Source organism: Streptomyces sp. SudanB182_2057 (assembly GCF_964272715.1).
GTDB lineage: Bacteria > Actinomycetota > Actinomycetes > Streptomycetales > Streptomycetaceae > Streptomyces > Streptomyces rubradiris.
This window is the reverse complement of sequence record NZ_OZ186798.1, coordinates 2067108-2085408: the sequence shown is the minus strand read 5'-3', so window position 1 is coordinate 2085408 and position 18301 is coordinate 2067108. Positions and strand designations below refer to the sequence as shown.

Annotated in this window: 14 protein-coding genes; 8 read left to right on the top strand and 6 right to left on the bottom strand. The window is 74.5% G+C overall.

Annotated features, from left to right (window positions below):
* Window positions 1-9 precede the first annotated feature (9 nt).
* Together ACSURM_RS08775 and ACSURM_RS08770 are read right to left on the bottom strand one after the other, a co-directional pair.
* Window positions 10-1275: a cytochrome P450 gene (locus tag ACSURM_RS08775; protein WP_436954411.1), complete on the bottom strand. Its 1266-nt coding sequence runs from the start codon at window positions 1273-1275 to the stop codon at window positions 10-12.
* Entirely contained in the window at window positions 1272-2153 is an 882-nt protein-coding gene (locus tag ACSURM_RS08770; protein ID WP_436954409.1) for an alpha/beta fold hydrolase, read from the bottom strand. The genes ACSURM_RS08775 and ACSURM_RS08770 overlap by 4 nt, the downstream gene beginning before the upstream one ends.
* 151 nt (window positions 2154-2304) lie before the next feature.
* Here ACSURM_RS08770 and cyc2 point away from each other — a divergent pair, with 151 nt between their 5' ends.
* Both cyc2 and phsA read left to right on the top strand, forming a co-directional pair.
* Window positions 2305-4467, top strand: a complete 2163-nt coding sequence (gene cyc2, locus ACSURM_RS08765) for a germacradienol/geosmin synthase Cyc2 (protein ID WP_436954407.1) — start codon at window positions 2305-2307, stop codon at window positions 4465-4467.
* A gap of 122 nt (window positions 4468-4589) precedes the next feature.
* Complete coding sequence (gene phsA / locus ACSURM_RS08760; RefSeq protein ID WP_436961001.1) at window positions 4590-6446, top strand: O-aminophenol oxidase PhsA; 1857 nt, start codon at window positions 4590-4592, stop codon at window positions 6444-6446.
* A gap of 47 nt (window positions 6447-6493) precedes the next feature.
* Here phsA and ACSURM_RS08755 read toward each other — a convergent pair whose 3' ends face one another.
* Window positions 6494-7216, bottom strand: a complete 723-nt coding sequence (locus ACSURM_RS08755; RefSeq protein ID WP_436954405.1) for a CTP synthase C-terminal region-related (seleno)protein — start codon at window positions 7214-7216, stop codon at window positions 6494-6496.
* A 93-nt stretch (window positions 7217-7309) separates the two neighbouring features.
* On the opposite strand from ACSURM_RS08755, the gene ACSURM_RS08750 reads away from it, so the two are divergent.
* The 4 genes from ACSURM_RS08750 (at window position 7310) to ACSURM_RS08735 (ending at window position 11224) form a co-directional block, all read left to right on the top strand.
* Complete coding sequence (locus ACSURM_RS08750) at window positions 7310-8188, top strand: LysR family transcriptional regulator (protein ID WP_436954404.1); 879 nt, start codon at window positions 7310-7312, stop codon at window positions 8186-8188.
* Window positions 8189-8342: 154 nt separating this feature from the next.
* The gene (locus tag ACSURM_RS08745) at window positions 8343-8894 is read left to right on the top strand and encodes a PDZ domain-containing protein (protein ID WP_436954403.1); all 552 of its coding nucleotides are present in this window, start codon (window positions 8343-8345) and stop codon (window positions 8892-8894) included.
* Between the two features lie 212 nt (window positions 8895-9106).
* On the top strand, window positions 9107-10234 hold the full coding sequence (locus tag ACSURM_RS08740) for an aminopeptidase P family protein (RefSeq protein ID WP_436954402.1): 1128 nt from the start codon (window positions 9107-9109) through the stop codon (window positions 10232-10234).
* 54 nt (window positions 10235-10288) lie between these two features.
* Window positions 10289-11224 carry an aminoglycoside phosphotransferase family protein gene (locus tag ACSURM_RS08735; protein WP_436954401.1) on the top strand — a complete coding sequence of 312 codons (936 nt, stop codon included), beginning with the start codon at window positions 10289-10291 and terminating at the stop codon, window positions 11222-11224.
* Between the two features lie 43 nt (window positions 11225-11267).
* Here the strand turns inward: ACSURM_RS08735 and treZ are convergent, their stop codons facing one another.
* Window positions 11268-13013 (bottom strand): malto-oligosyltrehalose trehalohydrolase, encoded by a 1746-nt coding sequence (gene treZ / locus ACSURM_RS08730; RefSeq protein WP_436954399.1) that lies wholly within the window; start codon window positions 13011-13013, stop codon window positions 11268-11270.
* A 178-nt stretch (window positions 13014-13191) separates the two neighbouring features.
* Between treZ and ACSURM_RS08725 the strand changes: the two genes are divergently transcribed.
* Window positions 13192-13743, top strand: a complete 552-nt coding sequence (locus ACSURM_RS08725; RefSeq protein ID WP_436954398.1) for an FHA domain-containing protein — start codon at window positions 13192-13194, stop codon at window positions 13741-13743.
* Window positions 13744-13883: 140 nt separating this feature from the next.
* On the top strand, window positions 13884-14297 hold the full coding sequence (locus ACSURM_RS08720; RefSeq protein WP_436954397.1) for an SSI family serine proteinase inhibitor: 414 nt from the start codon (window positions 13884-13886) through the stop codon (window positions 14295-14297).
* A 76-nt stretch (window positions 14298-14373) separates the two neighbouring features.
* On the opposite strand, the gene ACSURM_RS08715 is transcribed toward ACSURM_RS08720, so the two are convergent.
* Both ACSURM_RS08715 and treY read right to left on the bottom strand, forming a co-directional pair.
* Complete coding sequence (locus ACSURM_RS08715) at window positions 14374-15624, bottom strand: M14 family zinc carboxypeptidase (RefSeq protein WP_436954396.1); 1251 nt, start codon at window positions 15622-15624, stop codon at window positions 14374-14376.
* Window positions 15625-15860: 236 nt separating this feature from the next.
* Window positions 15861-18230, bottom strand: coding sequence for a malto-oligosyltrehalose synthase (gene treY / locus ACSURM_RS08710; RefSeq protein ID WP_436954395.1), 2370 nt, complete (start codon window positions 18228-18230; stop codon window positions 15861-15863).
* Window positions 18231-18301 lie beyond the last annotated feature (71 nt).

The following is an 18301-nucleotide window of genomic DNA, read 5'->3' as shown; positions in this document are numbered from 1 at the left end:
CCTGGTCCGTCAGACAAGGCGCAGCGGCAGTGACTTGACGCCGTTGACGAAGTTCGACACCAGCCGTCCGGCCGGTCCCGCGAGCACCGGCGGGCCCGGCAGGACGCGCGGCAGCTCCTCGTACAGCAGCCGCAGTTGCAGCCGGGCGAAGTGGGCGCCCAGACAGACATGGGGGCCGTCCCCGAACGAGACATGCGGGTTGGGGGAGCGTGCCGGGTCGAGCCGGTCCGGGTCGGCGAACACGCGCTCGTCCCGGTTGGCCGAGGCGTGGAACACCACGACCTTGTCGCCCGCCCGGATCCGGCGGCCGGCCAGCTCGGTGTCCCGCACGGCCGTCCGGCGGAAGGTCAGCACCGGCGGATGCCAGCGCAGCAACTCGTCGACGGCCGACGGCAGGACGGCCGGCTCGGCGCGCAGCCGCTCGTACGCCTCGGGGTGCTCCGCCAGCGCCAGCAGCCCGCCCGGGGCCGCGGCGCGCACCGTGTCGTTGCCCGCCACGGTGAGCAGGAAGAAGAACATCTCCAGTTCCGCGCGGGCGAGTCCGGCGTCATGGGCGAGCGTCGTCATGATGTCGTCGGCGGGGTGCCGGCGCTTGTGCGCGGCGAGCTGCCCGGCGTAGTCGAACATGTCCCGCAGCATCGCCGGCGACCGGGGATCGACCGGCCTGCCCGCCCGGTCCGGCACCGGCGGGGCGGCCTCGTCCGGGTCCTGGTAGCCGATGACCCGCCGGGTCCAGTCCAGCAGCAGCCCCCGGTCGCTGCGCGGGACGCCCAGCAGATCCGTCAGGTTCAGCAGGGCGTACTCGTCGGTGACGGCGGCCACCAGATCGACCGTGCCGTCCCCCTCCCGCGCCCGCGCGAGGGCATCCGCGAGCAGCACCCGCGCCCGCTCACGGGCGACGGCCGTGAACCGCTCCACGCGCCCCGGCGTGAAGGCCCGGCTCACCAGCCTGCGCAGCCGCCCGTGCGCCGGCGGATCCTGGTTGAGCATCATCCGCCGGATGAACGGCAGGTCCTCCGGATCGGGGTCGCGGATCTGGGTGGCGCCCGCGTACGAGGAGTACGCCCCCGCGTCCTTCAGTACGCGCACGACGTCCGCGTGCCTCGTCACCGCCCAGAACCCGGGCCCGGCCGGCCAGCCCAGCACCTCCGGCTCCTCCTGCCAGGCCACCGGATGATGGTCGCGCAGCACGCGGTAGTCGTCGTGGGGCACCCCGGCGGCGTACCGGCGCGGATCGAAGACGTCCGGGACCGGCGGTGCCCCGCGCCCGCTCACGCCCGCCCGTCCCGGCCCGCGCCATCCGCCTCCTGGACACCCTCCGCCTCCGCGGTGCCCTCCGTCTCCTCGGCGCCGTTCGCCTCTTCGGCGTCGTCCGCCTCTTCGGTGACATCCGCCCGCAGGAAGTCCTCGACCACGCGCACCAGGTCCAGCGGGGTCTCGTCCATGGCGTAGTGACCCGCGCGGGGGAGCACCGCCAGCCGCCCGCGCGGGTACCAGGACAGCCAGGTCCGCCGCATGACCTCCGGTGACAGCGCCGGATCGAGCGCACCGGCCACGGCCAGCGCGGGCACCTCGCTGCCGGCGACCTCGGCGCTGAAGTCGTCGCCCGACCACGAGTCCAGCCAGGCCCGGAACGCCTCGGCGTCGCTCCGCTCCAGCGAGCGGGCGACCATCCGGTCCAGCCAGGCTGCGGGCCGGTCGCCCCCGGTGGTGAAGTCGATGATCGCGCGCCGGTTCTCCGCGCGGTGCGCCGCCCCGGCGAACAGCGCCGCCTGTTCCCCGGCCAGGGGCAGGCCTGAGGCGGGCACGGGCGAGACGCCCACGATCCGGCGCAGCCGGTCCGGGGCCAGCGCGAGCAGCCGCTGGGCCACCGCGCCGCCCATCGAGTGCCCGAGCACCGAGAACCGCCGCCAGCCGAGCCGGTCCGCCAGCTCCACCAGGTCCGCGGCGGCCTCGGCGGTGGTGTACGCGCCGGTGGCGTCCCGGGCCTCGCCGTAGCCGCGCAGGTCGACCAGCGCGTAGGAGAAGGACGCGCGGTCGAGGTCCGGCAGCACGGGGTCGTACGCGGACCGGTCGGCGAACCAGCCGTGCACGGCGAACACCTTGTGGGCGCCGTCGCCGTGCACCTCATGGGGAAGCGGGAAGGAGGCCATGCGCCTACCGTGGCCCCCGCGCGCGGGCACGGCAAGGCGGCCAACACCACACCACCCGCCGGAGTTCCGGTTTCGCCCACGGTTCACGCGATGGTGTGATCATGTGCCTTGGTGCGGATGGGGTTTCGGGGACACGGGTAGGGCCCCGGCCATGACGCAGCCGTTCGAACTCCCGCACTTCTACATGCCGTATCCCGCGCGGCTCAACCCGCACCTGGACGAGGCCCGCGCCCACTCGACCCGGTGGGCGCGCGAGATGGGCATGCTGGAGGGCTCCGGGATCTGGGACCAGGCAGACCTGGAGGCGCACGACTACGGACTCCTGTGCGCCTACACCCACCCCGACTGCGACGGACCCGCCCTCTCGCTGATCACCGACTGGTACGTGTGGGTGTTCTTCTTCGACGACCACTTCCTCGACATGTACAAGCGCACCCAGGACCGCGCCGCCGGCAAGGCGCACCTGGACCGCCTGCCGCTGTTCATGCCGCTCGACCCCGGCACGCCCGTGCCCGAGCCGGAGAACCCGGTGGAGGCGGGCCTGAAGGACCTGTGGGCGCGTACGGTGCCGGCGATGTCCGTGGACTGGCGGCGCCGCTTCTCCGTCGCCACCGAGCACCTGCTCAACGAGTCGATGTGGGAGCTGTCCAACATCAACGAGGGGCGGATCGCCAACCCCGTCGAGTACATCGAGATGCGCCGGAAGGTGGGCGGCGCCCCCTGGTCGGCCGGGCTCGTGGAGTACGCGACCGCCGAGGTGCCCGCCGCTGTCGCCGGCACCCGGCCGCTGCGCGTCCTCATGGAGACCTTCTCCGACGCCGTCCACCTGCGCAACGACCTGTTCTCCTACCAGCGCGAGGTCGAGGAGGAGGGCGAGAACAGCAACGGCGTGCTGGTCCTGGAGACGTTCTTCGCGTGCACCACCCAGGAGGCCGCCGACATCGTCAACGACGTCCTCACCTCCCGGCTGCACCAGTTCGAGCACACCGCGCTCACCGAAGTGCCCGCCGTCGCCCTGGAGAAGGGCCTGTCCCCCGCCGAGGTGGCCGCCGTCGCCGCCTACACCAAGGGGCTCCAGGACTGGCAGTCCGGCGGCCACGAATGGCACCTGCGCTCCAGCCGCTACATGAACAAGGGCGCGCGCACCGGATCACCGTGGCAGGTGCCGAGCGGCCTCGGCACCTCGGCGGCCGACATCGGCGCGCTCCTCGCCTCGGCCGCGCAGGACCGCCTGCGCTCCTACTCCCACGTGCCCTACCAGAAGGTCGGCCCGTCCCGCATCCCCGACCTGTACATGCCCTTCGAACTCCAGCTCAGCCCCCACCTGGACCAGGCCCGCGGCCACCTCGTCGACTGGTGCCATCGCATGGGCATCCTCCAGGAGGGCGTCTGGGACGAGGACAAGCTGGCCGCCTACGACCTCGCGCTGTGCTCCGCCGGCCTGGACCCCGACGCCACCCCCGAGGCCCTCGACCTGAGCGCGCACTGGCTCGCCTGGGGCACCTACGGCGACGACTACTACCCCCTGGTGTACGGCCACCGCAGGGACCTGGCCGCCGCCCGCCTGACCACGGCCCGGCTCTCGCAGTGCATGCCGGTCGAGGGCGAGGCGGCCGTCGTCCCCGGCAACGCCATGGAACGCGCGCTGATCGACCTGTGGGCACGCACCACGGCCACCATGACCACCGACCAGCGGCGCACCCTGAAGGCGTCCGTCGACGTGATGACCGAGAGCTGGGTCTGGGAGCTGTCCAACCAGCTCCAGAACCGCGTCCCGGACCCGGTCGACTACCTGGAGATGCGCCGCGCCACCTTCGGCTCGGACCTCACCCTGAGCCTGTGCCGGATGGGGCAGGGCCCCGCCGTCCCGCCCGAGGTGTACGCCAGCGGCCCGGTGCGCTCCCTGGAGAACGCCGCCATCGACTACGCCTGCCTCCTCAACGACATCTTCTCCTACCAGAAGGAGATCGAGTACGAGGGCGAGATCCACAACGCCATCCTCGTGGTCCAGAACTTCTTCGGCGTGGACTACCCGTCCGCGCTGACCGTCGTGCACGACCTGACCACCCAGCGCATGCGGCAGTTCGAGCACGTCGTCGCCCATGAACTGCCCGTTCTCTACGACGACTTCGCGCTGTCGGAGGAGGCCAGGGCCGCGATGGGCGCCTATGTGCTGGACCTGCGCAACTGGCTGGCGGGCATCCTGAACTGGCACCGGTCCGTCGACCGGTACAAGGCCGAGTGGCTGGGCCGCCGCGCCCACGGCTTCCTGCCCGGCCGGCCGCCCGCGGTGCCCGCCCTGTCGCTCGGCTGACGGTCGCCGAATCTCCTCGTACGGAATCGGGCATTCAGGGAACTTCGGTGACTCCTCGGGAGTCTTCAGGAGCAAGGGGAACAACAAGTCGCCAACACGGGGGGTGTTCGGCCTTGACCGAGATGATCGAGAGGCTCGCCGCAGACACCGGGCGCGTGCCCGCGCCGACCACGAGGGAACTGACGCCGTACCTGGCGCCGCTGACCGTACCGCCGGTCCTGCGGCCCGCCACGGACGACGTCCTGCGCGAGACCGAGATCGCGCTGCGCCCGACCTGGGTGCGGCTCCACCCGCAGCTGCCGCCGACCCTGATGTGGGGCTACGACGGACAGGTGCCGGGTCCGACCATCGAAGTGCGGCGCGGCCGGCGCGTCCGCATCGCCTGGACCAACCGCATTCCCAGGGAGAGCGAGTACCCGGTCACGGCGGTGGAGGTGAAGCGGCGCGCGGAAGGGGCGCAGCCCACCACGGAGCCCGGCCGCGGGGGCGTCGAGCCCAACAAGGACGTCGCCGCCCTGCCCGCCTGGCTGGTGACCCATCTGCACGGCGCGCAGACCGGCGGCGGCAACGACGGCTGGACGGACAACGCCGTGGGCCCCGGTGACGCCCAGCTGTCGGAGTACCCGAACGACCACCAGGCGGTCCAGTGGTGGTACCACGACCACGCTATGAACATCACGCGCTGGAACGTGATGGCGGGCCTGTACGGCACCTACCTGGTCCGGGACGACGAGGAGGACGCCCTCCATCTGCCGTCCGGGGAGCGGGAGATACCCCTGCTCATCGCCGACCGCAACATCGACACCGACGAGGACGGCCGGCTCAACGGCCGGCTGCTGCACAAGACGCTGATCGTCCAGGACCGCAACCCGGAGACGGGCAAGCCGGTCTCCATCCCGTTCACCGGCCCGTACACCACGGTCAACGGACGGATCTGGCCGTACGCCGAGGTGGACCCGGCCTGGTACCGCTTCCGGCTGGTCAACGCCTCCAACGCGCGCATCTTCCACCTGGTCCTGATCGACGAGGACGGCGAGCCGGTGCCCGGCATCGTGCACCAGATCGGCAGCGACGGCGGCCTGCTGCCGCGCCCGGTGCCGGTCGACTTCGACGCGGAGCTGCCCGACCTGACCGCCGCGCCGGCCGAGCGGTTCGACCTGCTGATCGACTTCCGCGCCCTGGCCGGCCGGACCCTGCGCCTGGTCAACAAGGGCCCCAACCAGCCCGCCGGGGTGGCCGACCCGGTTGGGGACGTGCCGTATCCGGACGTGCTCGAGTTCCGGGTGCGGGACAGCCGCGAGGAGGACACCTTCGAACTGCCCGAGGTGCTCTCCGGCTCCTTCCGCCGCCTCACCCACGACATACCGCACGGCCACCGCCTGATCCTGCTCACCCCGCCCGCCACCAAGGGCGGTGGCGGGCACCCGGAGATGTGGGAGATGACCGAGATCGAGCGTCCGGCGGGCCTCAGGCTCCCGGCCGACGGCATCGTGCAGGTCACCGGGCCCGACGGCACCACGAAGACGTACCGGCGCACCGCGCGCACCTTCAACGACGCCCTCGGGTTCACCATCGGCGAGGGCAGCCATGAGCAGTGGAGCTTCCTCAACCTCGCCCCCATCGAGCACCCGATGCACATCCACCTCGCCGACTTCCAGCTGCTGGGCCGCGACGCCTATGACGTCTCCGGCTTCGACCCGGCGGTCGGCGGCACCCGCACCCCGATCCGGTACGACGCGAGGACGGCGATACCGCTCGCGCCCAACGAGCGAGGCTACAAGGACGTCTTCCGGGTGCCGGGCAACCAGATGCTGCGGATCATGGGCCGCTTCGACGGCGCGTACGGCCGGTTCATGTACCACTGCCATCTGCTGGAGCACGAGGACATGGGCATGATGCGACCCTTCGTCGTCATGCCGCCCGAGGCCCTGAAGTTCTCCCACGACGGGGCGCACGACGGCCACGGGCACACGGGCTGAGCGACGGCGGTCCCACCGGCCGGGTGGCCGGGTGGCCGGGGCGGCGGTCAGGCGGTGCGGGCGGGCCGGGAGGCCGCGTGCTCGACCGCCGCGCGGGCCAGCGCCCGGACCATCGGGTGCGGATCCGAGCCGTCGCCCGCCAGCTCCGGCTGGAACAGCGACGCCAGGAAGAACGGATGGCCGGGCAGTTCGGCCATCCGGACCCGGCCGTCCTCGTCGTGCCCGGAGAACCGCAGCCCATGGGCGCCGAGCGGGTCGAGACGGCGGGCGGGGCCGTAGGCGCAGAAGTACCGCTCGACCGTGCGCGTCGCGCCGATCACGGACGCGGCCAGCGAACCCGGCGCGATCGTCACCGCGGCCGAGTGGCCCACCAGCGAGCAGGCCAGCGGCTCGATGAGCGGCGCCGCGGCGTCCGGGTCGGTCTCGGCGTGCGCGGCGCCGGCCAGCCCGCACACGTTCCGGGCGAACTCCAGCAGCGCGTGCTGGAAGCCGCCGCACGTGCCCAGGAACGGGATGCCCTCCTCCCGGGCGGTACGGATCGCCGCGAGGACGCCCGCCTCGCTGCGGTACGGGCTGCCCGGCAGCACCCATACGGCGTCGAACCCGCGCACCGCGTCGCCGCCCCCGGCGTCCTCGGAGGAGATCCAGTACGCGTCCAGGACCAGCCGGTCGCGTGCGGCCAGGGCGTCCAGCAGGAGCGGTACGCGCGTGTGCGAGGCGACGTGGGGGGAGTGGTCGCCGACGAGGGCGAGCGTGGCGGTGTGCGTCATGGCCACCATCCTCCGCGTGGCCGGGTGTTCACGTCCAACGATGGTTTCCGCACGTTCCATAAGCGATGCTGATGCGATGGGATGCTGGACGGCATGGACCCGCATCTGCTGCGCACCTACGTCACCGTGGCGCGCCTCGCCTCCTTCTCGCAGGCCGCCCGCGAGCTGGGCTACACCCAGTCCGCGGTCTCCCAGCACATCGCCGCCCTCGAACAGGGCCTGGGCGCAACCCTGTTGACCCGCCGGCCGGTCGAGCCCACCCCGGCCGGCGCACGGCTGCTGGAGCACGCGGAACCCCTGCTGCTGCGCCTGGACGCGGCCCGCGCCGACGTCGTCCGCCTCGCCGCCGCGCCCCGGCACGGCCTGACCCTCGCCACCACCCCGACCGCGCTCGCGCCCGCCGTCCTCGCCGCCCTCCCGCCGACCGGCGTCGTCCTGCGCGTCCTCACCCGCGCGGAGATCCCCGCCGCCGTCGCCACCGGCGCCGCCGAACTCGGCCTCGTCGACGGCCTGGCCGCGCCCAGCGATCCGCTCCGGCTGCCCGACGTGGCACCACTGACCACGCACGGCATCGCCGAGGAGCCGGTCAGCGTGCTGCTGCCCGCCGGACATCCGCTCGCCGGACGGACCGGCCTGCGCCTCGGCGATCTGCGCGACGCCCGCTGGCTGGACGCCCCCGACGCCGCCCTGCCGCTCGCGCAGGCGCGCGCCGCGACCGCGGGCGGCGCCTTCCGGCCCGCCCTGCGCTACGAGGGCACCGACCTGCACACCCTCACCGCCCTCGTGGCCGCCGGGCACGGCCTCGCCCTGCTGCCCCGCTCGGCGGCCACGGGCGCCGCCGGCACGGTCGCCGTCCCCCTCACCGCCCCCCGCGTCGCGCACCGCACGGAACTCCTCCACGGCGGCGCCCCGGCGGGAGCGGCGGGGGAGGTGGTGCGCGGGCTGCTGAGCGGGGGAGCCGAGCGCGGTTGAGAGACGGGGTGCGGTCACACCGGCCGCGGTCGGTCGTGGCCGGTCGTGGTCAGGCATGACTACCCTCCGCCACCCTCCGGCCAGTCTCACCCTTTCGTGTCTCGTCACGGCCCGTCGTCCCGGGTAGAGCACCACCCGGAGGCGAGAGCGAACCATGGAACAGACTGTGTTGCGTCCCAAGCCGATGCCCGGACAGAGCCCGCAGGAAGCGGGCGGCCAGGGCCCCGTCCGCCGCCCGCATGCCGCGCCCCGGCGCGCACGGCGGTCGCGGACCCTGCTGCTCGGCCTGGGCGCCGGGGCGGCACTGCTGCTCTGCGGCATCGCCATCGGCTTCGCCGTCGCCGCGGTGACCGGCGTCGGCGGACCGGCCGGGCCGTCCCGTCAGGCCCCGCCGCCCGCCCCCGGGGCCCACGCCACCCCCACGGCCGCCCCCGCCCCGCCCGCCGCGACCCTCGGCGTGGAAGTGGCCGACGGCGAGAAGGCGGGCGCGCTGGTGGTGGCCGTCCATGTGCCCGGCCCCGGCTACACGGCCGGCCTGGTCCGCGGCGACATCGTGCTCCAGCTCGGCGCGGACCGCGTGGACACCGCCGCCGACCTCGCCCGCGCCGTCAGCCGGTCCCGCCCCGGCAGAGCGGTGCTCCTCACCGTGCGCCACGGCAGCGGGGCGTACCAGCAGCTGACGGTGACCCCCGGACTGGTCACCTGACGCCTCCGCGACCGGCACGGTGCCCCACCACACCCCGTGAAACCGCTGGTCACTATCCGTCCCACGCGTCATCATGGGCGCATGCCGAGCCGTTTCGCCGCGTACCGCGGGACGCCCGTTCCGGGGATCCGGTCGCGTGGGTCCGGCCGGACGGGCAGGATGCTGCCCGAGACGTCAGCGCCCCCTCTCCCCAGCAGTGCCCGGAGGCCCGGATGACCGGTACCACGCCCGCGCCCTTCACCGCCGCCGACTACCGGGCCCGCATGGACCGCGCCGTGCGCTCCGCGGCCGACGCCGGTCTCGCCGGACTGCTCGTGGCCCCGGGCCCGGACCTGGTGTGGCTCACCGGCTACACCCCCACCGCGATCACCGAACGGCTGACCGTGCTCGTCCTCGCCCCCGGGCGCGACCCCGTCCTCGTCGTGCCCACGCTGGAGGCCCCGGACGCCGAGCAGGCACCCGGCGCCCCCGCGCTGACCCTGCGCGACTGGACCGACGGCACGGACCCCTACACCGTCACCGCCGGCCTCCTCGACGACCGCGGCCGGTTCGGCATCAGCGACAACACCTGGGCGATGCACCTGCTGGGCCTCCAGCGGACCCTGCCCGGCACCTCCTACGCCGCCCTCACCGACGCCCTGCCCATGCTGCGCGCGGTGAAGGACGAGGCCGAACTGGAGCTCCTGGCCGCCGCGGGGGCCGCCGCCGACCAGGCGTTCGAGGAGATCCGCGAGCTGCCCTTCGCCGGCCGCCGCGAGTCCGACGTCGGCCGGGACCTCGCCGCCCTGCTGCGCCGCTTCGGCCACGAACAGGTCGACTTCACCATCGTCGGCTCCGGCCCCAACGGCGCCAACCCGCACCACGAGGTCGGCGACCGGGAGATCCGGCCCGGCGACATGGTCGTCCTCGACTTCGGCGGCCTGAAGGACGGCTACGGCTCCGACACCACCCGCACGGTCCACGTCGGCGAACCCACCGAGGAGGAGCGCCGGGTGCACGACGTCGTACGCGCCGCCCAGGAGGCCGGCTACCAGGCCGTACGCCCCGGCGCGGCCTGCCAGGACGTCGACCGGGCCGCCCGCGCGGTGATCGCCGACGCCGGGTACGGCGCGTACTTCATCCACCGCACCGGGCACGGCATCGGCGTCACCACGCACGAACCGCCGTACATGATCGAGGGCGAGGAGCAGCCGCTCGTGCCCGGCATGTGCTTCTCCGTGGAGCCCGGCATCTATCTGCCCGGCCGCTTCGGGGTGCGCATCGAGGACATCGTCACGGTCACCGAGGACGGCGGCCGGCGCCTGAACAACACCACCCGCGAGATGGTCACAGTGGACTGACGACACCCCGCGAGATCCCACCCCGACGACACCGGAACGGCGACGCGCGCACCCATGACCCAGGCACCGACACCCACCGCGGACACCGTCCGCAGACTGGTCCGTTCGCTGCTCAAGGAGGGCCGCGACGGCACCGGTGGGCCCGACGTGCGGCCCGTCACGCCGGGGCGGGAGTACACCTGGTGGGTCGGCGACCGCCATGTGCTGCGCCTCGCGCCCGACCGGGAGGCGTCCACGCGCCGCCGCCGGGAACTGCGGCTGCGCGACCTGGTCCGCCCGCACCTGCCGGTCGCCGTCCCGGTCGGCGTCGCGCACGGCGACTGGGCACCCGGCCTCGCCTACACCCTCGACACGCGGGTGCCCGGCGGCACGGCCGACGAGCACGACGTGTCCGCCGTCGGGGAGGCCGATCTGGCCGGGCTGCTCGGCGGGCTCCGCGCGGTGCCCGCACGGCAGGCGGAGACGCTGGGCGTGCCCCGCACCGCACCGCGCTCGCTGGAGGCGCTGCGCCGGATGGCCGTGCACGCGGCCGAACGGCTCGCCGCGGCCGACGAGTTCGACGCCGCCCGGCTGCACCAGTTCTCCCCGGCGAACGCGGCCCAGCTCACCGCGCAGCCCGGTGCCGCCGTCCTCACCCACCACGGGCTGACCGGCGCGCACGTGGTGGTGGGTGCCGACGGCCGGGTACGGGGCGTCCTGGACTGGACGCGGGCGGCCCTCGGCGACCCCGCCGAGGACATCGCCGGGCTGGCCGCCGCCGTCGGCTCCCCGGCGGCCGTCCGCGCCGCCACCCTCGCCGGCTACGGCGCCCGCCCCTGCCTGCGCGGCCTGTGGCTGGCCCGCTGCGACACCGTCATCCGGTTCGCCGACCACCTTCAGGGCCGCGCGGCCGGCTCCCCGCCCGTACTGCGCGACCGGCTGCGGCGCGCCTGGGAGCCGATCCTGCTGGAGCGGGTCACCGACCTCCCGGAGCACGAGCCGGAACCCTGACGGCGGGCGGCGTCCACGCCCATCAGGGCGGGATCCACCCGCCTCAGGGCTGGGCCAGGACCACGCAGGACTCGCCGGGGACGTGGAGCAGACCGTCCGGGCCCGGTGCCGGGACCGGCTCCCAGGCCGCCAGAATCTCTCCCCGGCCGGTGCCCAGCGGGATCGCCGCGGTCTGCTTGCCGAGGTTCACCGCCACCCGTACGTCCCCGCGCCGCAGGGCCAGCCAGCGGGCCTCCTCGTCGTAGGCCACCCGCGTCGCGGCGAGGTCGGGGCCGGTGAGGTCGGGCTGGGCGCGGCGCAGCGCGATCAGCCGCCGGTACCAGGCCAGCACGCGCGCGTGCGGCTCGCGTTCCGGTTCCGACCAGTCCAGGCACGACCGCTCCCGGGTCGCCGGGTCCTGCGGGTCCGGTACGTCCTCCTCGGCCCAGCCGTGCGCCGCGAACTCCCGCCGCCTGCCCCGCCGTACCGCCTCGGCCAGCTCCGGGTCGGTGTGGTCGGTGAAGAACTGCCAGGGTGTGCCCGCCGCCCACTCCTCGCCCATGAACAGCATCGGCGTGAACGGCGCGGTCAGGGTCAGCGTGGCCGCGCAGGCCAGCAGGCCGGGGGAGAGCAGCGCGGCCAGCCGGTCGCCCTGGGCGCGGTTGCCGACCTGGTCGTGGGTCTGGCTGTAGCCGAGCAGCCGGTGCCCGGCCACCCGGGTGCGGTCCAGCGGACGGCCGTGGTGCCGGCCCCGGAACGACGAGTACGTGCCGTCGTGGAAGTAGCCGCCGGTGAGCGTCTTGGCGAGCGCGGCGAGCGGCTCCCGCGCGAAGTCGGCGTAGTAGCCCTGGGACTCGCCGGTCAGCGCGGTGTGCAGGGCGTGATGGAAGTCGTCGCTCCACTGCGCGTGCAGCCCGAGCCCGTTCTCCGCGCGCCGGGTGATGAACCGCGGGTTGTTCAGGTCCGACTCGGCGATCAGGAACAGCGGCCTGCCCACCTCCCCGGCCAGCGCGTCCACGGCAGCCGACAGCTCCTCCAGGAAGTGGCACGCGCGCGTGTCGTACAGCTGGTGCACCGCGTCCAGCCGGAGCCCGTCGATCCGGTAGTCCCGCAGCCACGCCAGCGCGCTGCCGACGAGGAACGCCCGTACCTCGTCCGAGCCGGGCGCGTCCAGGTTCACCGCCGAGCCCCAGGGAGTGGTGTGCGTGTCCGTGAAGTACGGCCCGAACCGCGGCAGATGATTGCCCGACGGGCCCAAGTGGTTGTGGACGACGTCCAGGACGACGCCCAGCCCGAGTTCATGCGCCCGGTCCACGAACCGCTTCAGCGCCTCGGGCCCGCCGTACGGCTCGTGCACCGCCCACAGCGACACGCCCTCGTAGCCCCAGCCGTGCCGTCCCGGGGAGGGGCAGAGCGGCATCAACTCCACGTGGGTGACGCCCAGTTCCACCAGGTGGTCCAGCCGGGCCGCGGCGGCGTCCAGGGTGCCCTCGCGGGTGTACGTGCCCACGTGCAGCTCGTACAGCACCGCCCCCGGCAGCCCGCGCCCCGCCCACCGCGCGCGCCACTCGTGGCGCCCGTGGTCCACGACCGCGCTCAGCCCGTCCGGGCCGTCCGGCTGGCGGCGCGAACGCGGGTCGGGCAGCACCGGCCCGTCGTCCAGTGCGAACCCGTACCGCGCGCCGTCCGCCGCCTCCGCCTCACCCGTCCACCACCCCTCGCGCGCGGGATCGCGCGCCAACGCGCGCGTGGTGCCCTCGCAATGGAGCGTCACCCGGTCTGCCTGCGGAGCCCACACCTCGAACTGCACGGACGGTTCCCCTTCGTCTGCTCACCGTGATGTCCAGCGGCCCCCATCGTGCCGTCCCGGACGATCGATCCGCGCGTCAATTCGCCCCCGGCGGGCTGGTGTCGCGGAAGTACCGGCACCGCGCCACCGGTTCCGCGTTTCCTGGACACCCGGAGTTCACTGCCCGACAATCACCAGCGTGACGTCGTCATTCGAGTTCTCCACCTACCCCGCGCGCCTGTCCGACGCGGAGCGCGACAAGGCGCTGCGGGTGCTGCGCGACGGCGTCGCCCTGGGCCGGCTCTCGCACGACACGTTCGTCCGCCGCATGGAGCTGGCGCTCGCCGCGCGCCGCTCCGACGAACTGGCCGTCCTCCTCGCCGACCTGCCCCAGGAGAACCGCCTCTCCCGGGCGGTCCTCGGCACCGTGGAGGCCGTGTCCGGGTTCACCGTACGGCTGCGCCGCGCCTGGCAGGCCGAGCGGCTGCCCAAGCTGCTGCTGCCGCACCCGGACCACACCCACCCCTTGCGCATCGGCCGCGATCCCGCCAACGGGCTGCGCCTGACCCACGAGACGGTCTCCCGCGCGCACGCCGAACTCCGCCGCCAGGGCGGCCTGTGGGTGCTCAGGGACCTGGGCTCCACCAACGGCACCACCGTCAACGGCCGCCGGGTCACCGGCGCGGTCGTGGTCCGCGAGGGCGACCAGGTCGCCTTCGGACGGATGGCGTTCCGGCTGGCGGTGGGATAGGAAGTCGACGAGTCCTTCTCGAACGAGTGAACGAGCGCGAGCGCGTGCCGCCCCGAACGGGAGAGCGGGTACGCGGGTGGGCCGTCCCGAACGGGTGAGCGGCCCTCGGGTAGGCGGGGCGTCGTGCCGATGGAACCGGCATGACTCACCTCACCAGAGCGACAGCGGTTGCCGGTGCCCTGCTGTCCGTCGCGGCCCTCCTCACCGCCGGGCCGGCCCGGGCGGCCACCCGGGAAGCCCGCGCGGACACCTGGCTCTACCTGACGGTCACCAAGGGCGGCGCCCGGACCGGAGCGGTGCGCGGCACGCTGCTGCGCTGCGACCCGCCCCGCCTGCACGCGCGCGCGGCCGAGGCATGCGCCGAACTCGCCACCGCCGGCGGTGACATCGGGCGCATCCCGGCCGACGACGTCTTCTGTCCCATGATCCACGCCCCGGTGACCGCCCGGGCGCTCGGCCGGTGGAACGGCCGGACGGTCGACTTCCGGGAGACGTACACCAGCGCGTGCGTCATGAAGGCGCGCACCCGGCACGTCTTCGCCTTCGACGGCTGAGAGACGGGGACCGGGGGCGGGGCCGGGCCACGGCCCGTGGCCCGGCGGGGGCGGGCGGTGCGCCGGCCGCACCGGCTCACGCCACCCGCTCCCGGGCCTGCCGCGCCGCCACCAGCACCGTCCGCGACTGGTGCTCCACCTGGTGTTCCAGCGGCACCCAGCGGGCCCGGAACCGCTGCGCGAAGGCGTCGCACCAGGCGGCCACGAGCCGCTCCAGGCGCGGCGCCGCCCGGTCGTCCGCCTCCCGCAGCACCCGCAGCAGCATCGCCGCGGCCCGCAGCGGCAGCCGCCGCCCGAAGGCGTCCACACTCCCGACGTACGCCATCGTGGTGCCCGCCGGAGAGGTCTGCGCCCAGTCCTCGGCCAGGCCCGGGATCAGCTCCAGCGCCCACCGCGCGGCCCGCAGCAGCGGACCGTCCACGCCCTCCAGCCGGGGCAGCGCCTCGGCGAGGACCCGCTCCACCTGCCGGGCGTCCCGCAGCAGCCGGGCGGCCAGGCCGCGCAGGGCCGCCGCGGGCTCCGGGTGCGGGGCCGGGTCGTCCACCAGGTCGCTGGCCCACATCGGTACCTCCACCACGGCCGTCAGACCGCCGTACCGGTGCGCGTGGTACCAGGTGCTGTGCCGGGCGTCGTCCGGCATGCTCGGATAGGGCACACCGCTGTCCGGGCCGGGCATCACATGCACCCCGGGGCCGGAGGCCGGCCAGCCCGCCGCGTCCGAGGCCCCCGTCTCCACCGGGATGTGCAGCTCCGCCGCGGACTTGGCGAACGGCTCGGCGAGGCCCGGCACGTCCTTGGTCAACTGCACCCAGCTGCCGCCCAAATCGGTGCCGTGCAGGGTCACTTGCAGATACGGCCGCAACTCGTCTATCACCCTGGTCAGCGTCCGGGTCTCGGGCGGCAGCCGGTCCGGCGGCAGCACCGACGGCGACCACTCCGGCTGCTCCGCGCCCGTCGGCCGGTAGAAGCCGAGGTGGTAGTCGAGCAGGCTGCGCGGCGCCGGGGTCACATGCAGGCTCGCGCCGTCCGGGTCCGCGCACAGCAGGAAGTGCCAGGAGGTGCCGGTCCGCAACTCCCGGCAGGACAGCACGCGTTCGGCGAGCACCAGCAGGGTGGAACCGCCCGTCGGCTCATTGGCGTGCGCTCCGGCGACGACCAGCACCGCACGGCGGGCGTGTCCCACCGACAGCAGGTGCAGGGGTCTTCCCGCGCGCGAGACACCCACCTGGCGCAGTGCGCACAGCCCGGGTTCCCGGGCCGCCAACGCCTCGGCGCCGACGATCAGTTCGGGAACGCTGGGATAGCGCGGCTCCGGCAGAGGACTCACCCCCGACTTGTCCGACCGGCTTCGCCCTCCCAGTCCCGCACGCGGCGGGGGAACTGTCAAGCAGTCGGCGGGGGAGGCGCCCGGGGGCGTGCGGGGGCGCGGAACCGACGGGAACCGCGCCACTGCGTGCCGCGAGCGCACTACCGGTACGACACCCCTCCCGTTGCCTCAGTGCCAGTGCCAGTGCCAGTGCCAGTGCCAGTGCTAGTGCTAGTCCAGCCTTCGAATCTCGGTCCTCAGTCCTCCGTGACGCGCTCCAGCAGGGCCACCGGGGACCGGTCCAGCAGGTCCGCCACGCGCGCGTGGCCGGTGAATTCCCGGCCGGGAGCGAGCACATCGGCCCAGCGGCCGGGCGGCAGCGGCAGCAGCGTCTCGCGCCAGCCGCCCGCCTCCGCCAGCCGCAGCGACAGCCGCGTCACCACCGTGACCACCTCACCGGAGCGCGCGAACGCCAGACAGTGATCGGCCGCCGGACCCTCGGCGTCCAGCGGCTCGTACGACGCGTCCGCGCCGAACGCGTCCGGGCGCCGGGCGCGCAGCCGCAGCGCCGCCGTCGTCAGCGCGGCCTTCTCGCCGGGCGCCTCGGGCGGGAACGCCACCGGCCGCCGGTTGTCCGGGTCCACCAGCGCCCGGTACTCGCCCTCCGTGCCCTGGTACACGTCCGGCACCCCCGGCATCGTCAGGTGCACCAGCGCGGTGCCCAGGACATTGGCCCGCACCTGCGGATCCAGCGCCTTGCGGAACGCGGCCACCCGCTCGCCGGGCGGGCCGCACGGTCCGGCGGAGACGAAGGCGGCGACCGCGTCCTCGTAGGGCGGTTCCCGCTCCGTCCAGCTGGTGTACATGCCCGCCTCGCGCGCGTGCTTCAGCAGCGCCTGCTGCACCCGGTCCTCCTCGGCCGGGCCCAGCCCGAACACCGTCTGCCAGGCCGCCCAGGCCAGCTGTCCGTCCGGCGCGCCCTCCTCGGCCAGGCTCACCTCGGCGAGCAGCTCCGCCCAGCGGTCCGGGCACTCGGTGAGCACGGCCAGCGTGGCGCGCACGTCCGCGCTGCGCTTGGTGTCGTGCGTGGAGACGACCGTGCCGGTGAGCGGCCGGTCGCGCTGCACGCGCGCGCAGTACGCGTGGAACTCCTCCGGGGACACGCCCGGGCTGCCCGGGTCGCCGCCCACCTCGGTCGCCGACAGCAGCGGCACGTAGCGGTAGAAGGCGGTGTCCTCCACCGACTTGGCGCGCAGCGCCGACGCGGTCTGCGCGAACCGGGTACGGAACTCCACCCGGTCGGCGTGGTCCGGCGCCGCCGGGTCGCCGGGCGGCTCGACCAGCAGCCGGCGCACCACGGAGACGGCCTCGGCCTCCTCCGGCACCACGAACGCCAGCCGGGCCTCCTCGGCGGCCTCCTCGGTGATCACGGCGGCGGCGTCACCGGAGGCGTACGGCCGGTAGACCCGCAACCGCACCAGCAGCTCCTCCACGGCCGTGCGCAGCGCCCAGGGGGCGCGGTCGCGCAACGAGAGGTCGGGCGAGGTGGCGCACAGCCGGGCGGCCACCCGGGTGAGCCGGTCCGTCTCCGTGGCCAGCTCGTGGGTGAGCACCTTGTACGCGGCCCGGCGGACCGTGGCCTCCCAGTTGCCGCCCCGGTCCGTCTGCGGGGCCGCGAACGCCCGGTAGCGGCCCAGCAGTTCGTACGCCCCGGTGCGGTCCGTGAACAGGCCGTCGACGTGCCGCAGGGCGTCGTAGCCCGTGGTGCCCGCGACGGGCCAGGAGGCCGGCGGGTGCTCGCCGTCGGCCAGGATCTTCTCCACGACCGTCCAGCGCCCGCCGGTCGCCTCGTGCAGCCGGGCGAGATAGCCGTCGGGGTCGGCGAGGCCGTCGGGGTGGTCGATCCGCAGCCCGTCGAGCACCCCCTCGTGCAGCAGCCGCAGGATCGTGGCGTGGGTGGCGTCGAAGACCTCGGGGTCCTCCACCCGCAGCCCGATCAGCTCCGAGATGCTGAAGAACCGCCGGTAGTTCAGCTCGGTACGGGCCAGCCGCCACCACACGGGGCGGTACCACTGCGCGTCCAGCAGCTCGGGCAGCGGCAGGCCCTCGGTGCCCGGGCGCAGCGGGAAGGCGTGGTCGTGGTAGCGCAGCACGTCGCCGTCCACCCGCAGCCGCTCCAGCTCCGCGCCGACCGGGCCGCCGAGCACCGGCAGCAGCACCCGGCCGCCGTGCGCCGCCCAGTCGATGTCGAACCAGCGCGCGTACGGCGACTCGGGCCCGTCGCGCAGCACCTCCCACAGGGCGCGGTTGTACCGGGGCACCATCGCCATGTGGTTGGGCACGATGTCCGCCACCAGGCCGAGGCCGTGCTCCCGCGCGGTGCGGGCGAGCGCGCGCAGGCCCTCCTCGCCGCCCAGCTCTTCGCGCACGCGCGCGTGGTCCACCACGTCGTAGCCGTGCGCGGAGCCCGGGACGGCCTCCAGGACCGGGGACAGGTGCAGGTGCGAGACGCCGAGCGACGCCAGGTACGGTACGGCCGCTTCGGCGGCGGCGAACGGGAACGCTGGCTGAAGCTGTAGCCGGTAGGTGGCCGTGGGCACCCCCGGTCCGGTACGCGCAGGACTCATGGAGCCTACGTACCCCGCCCGCCGCCTTTCGTGTCATCGGCCGGTGCCCGGATCACGCCCGCGTGTCCAGG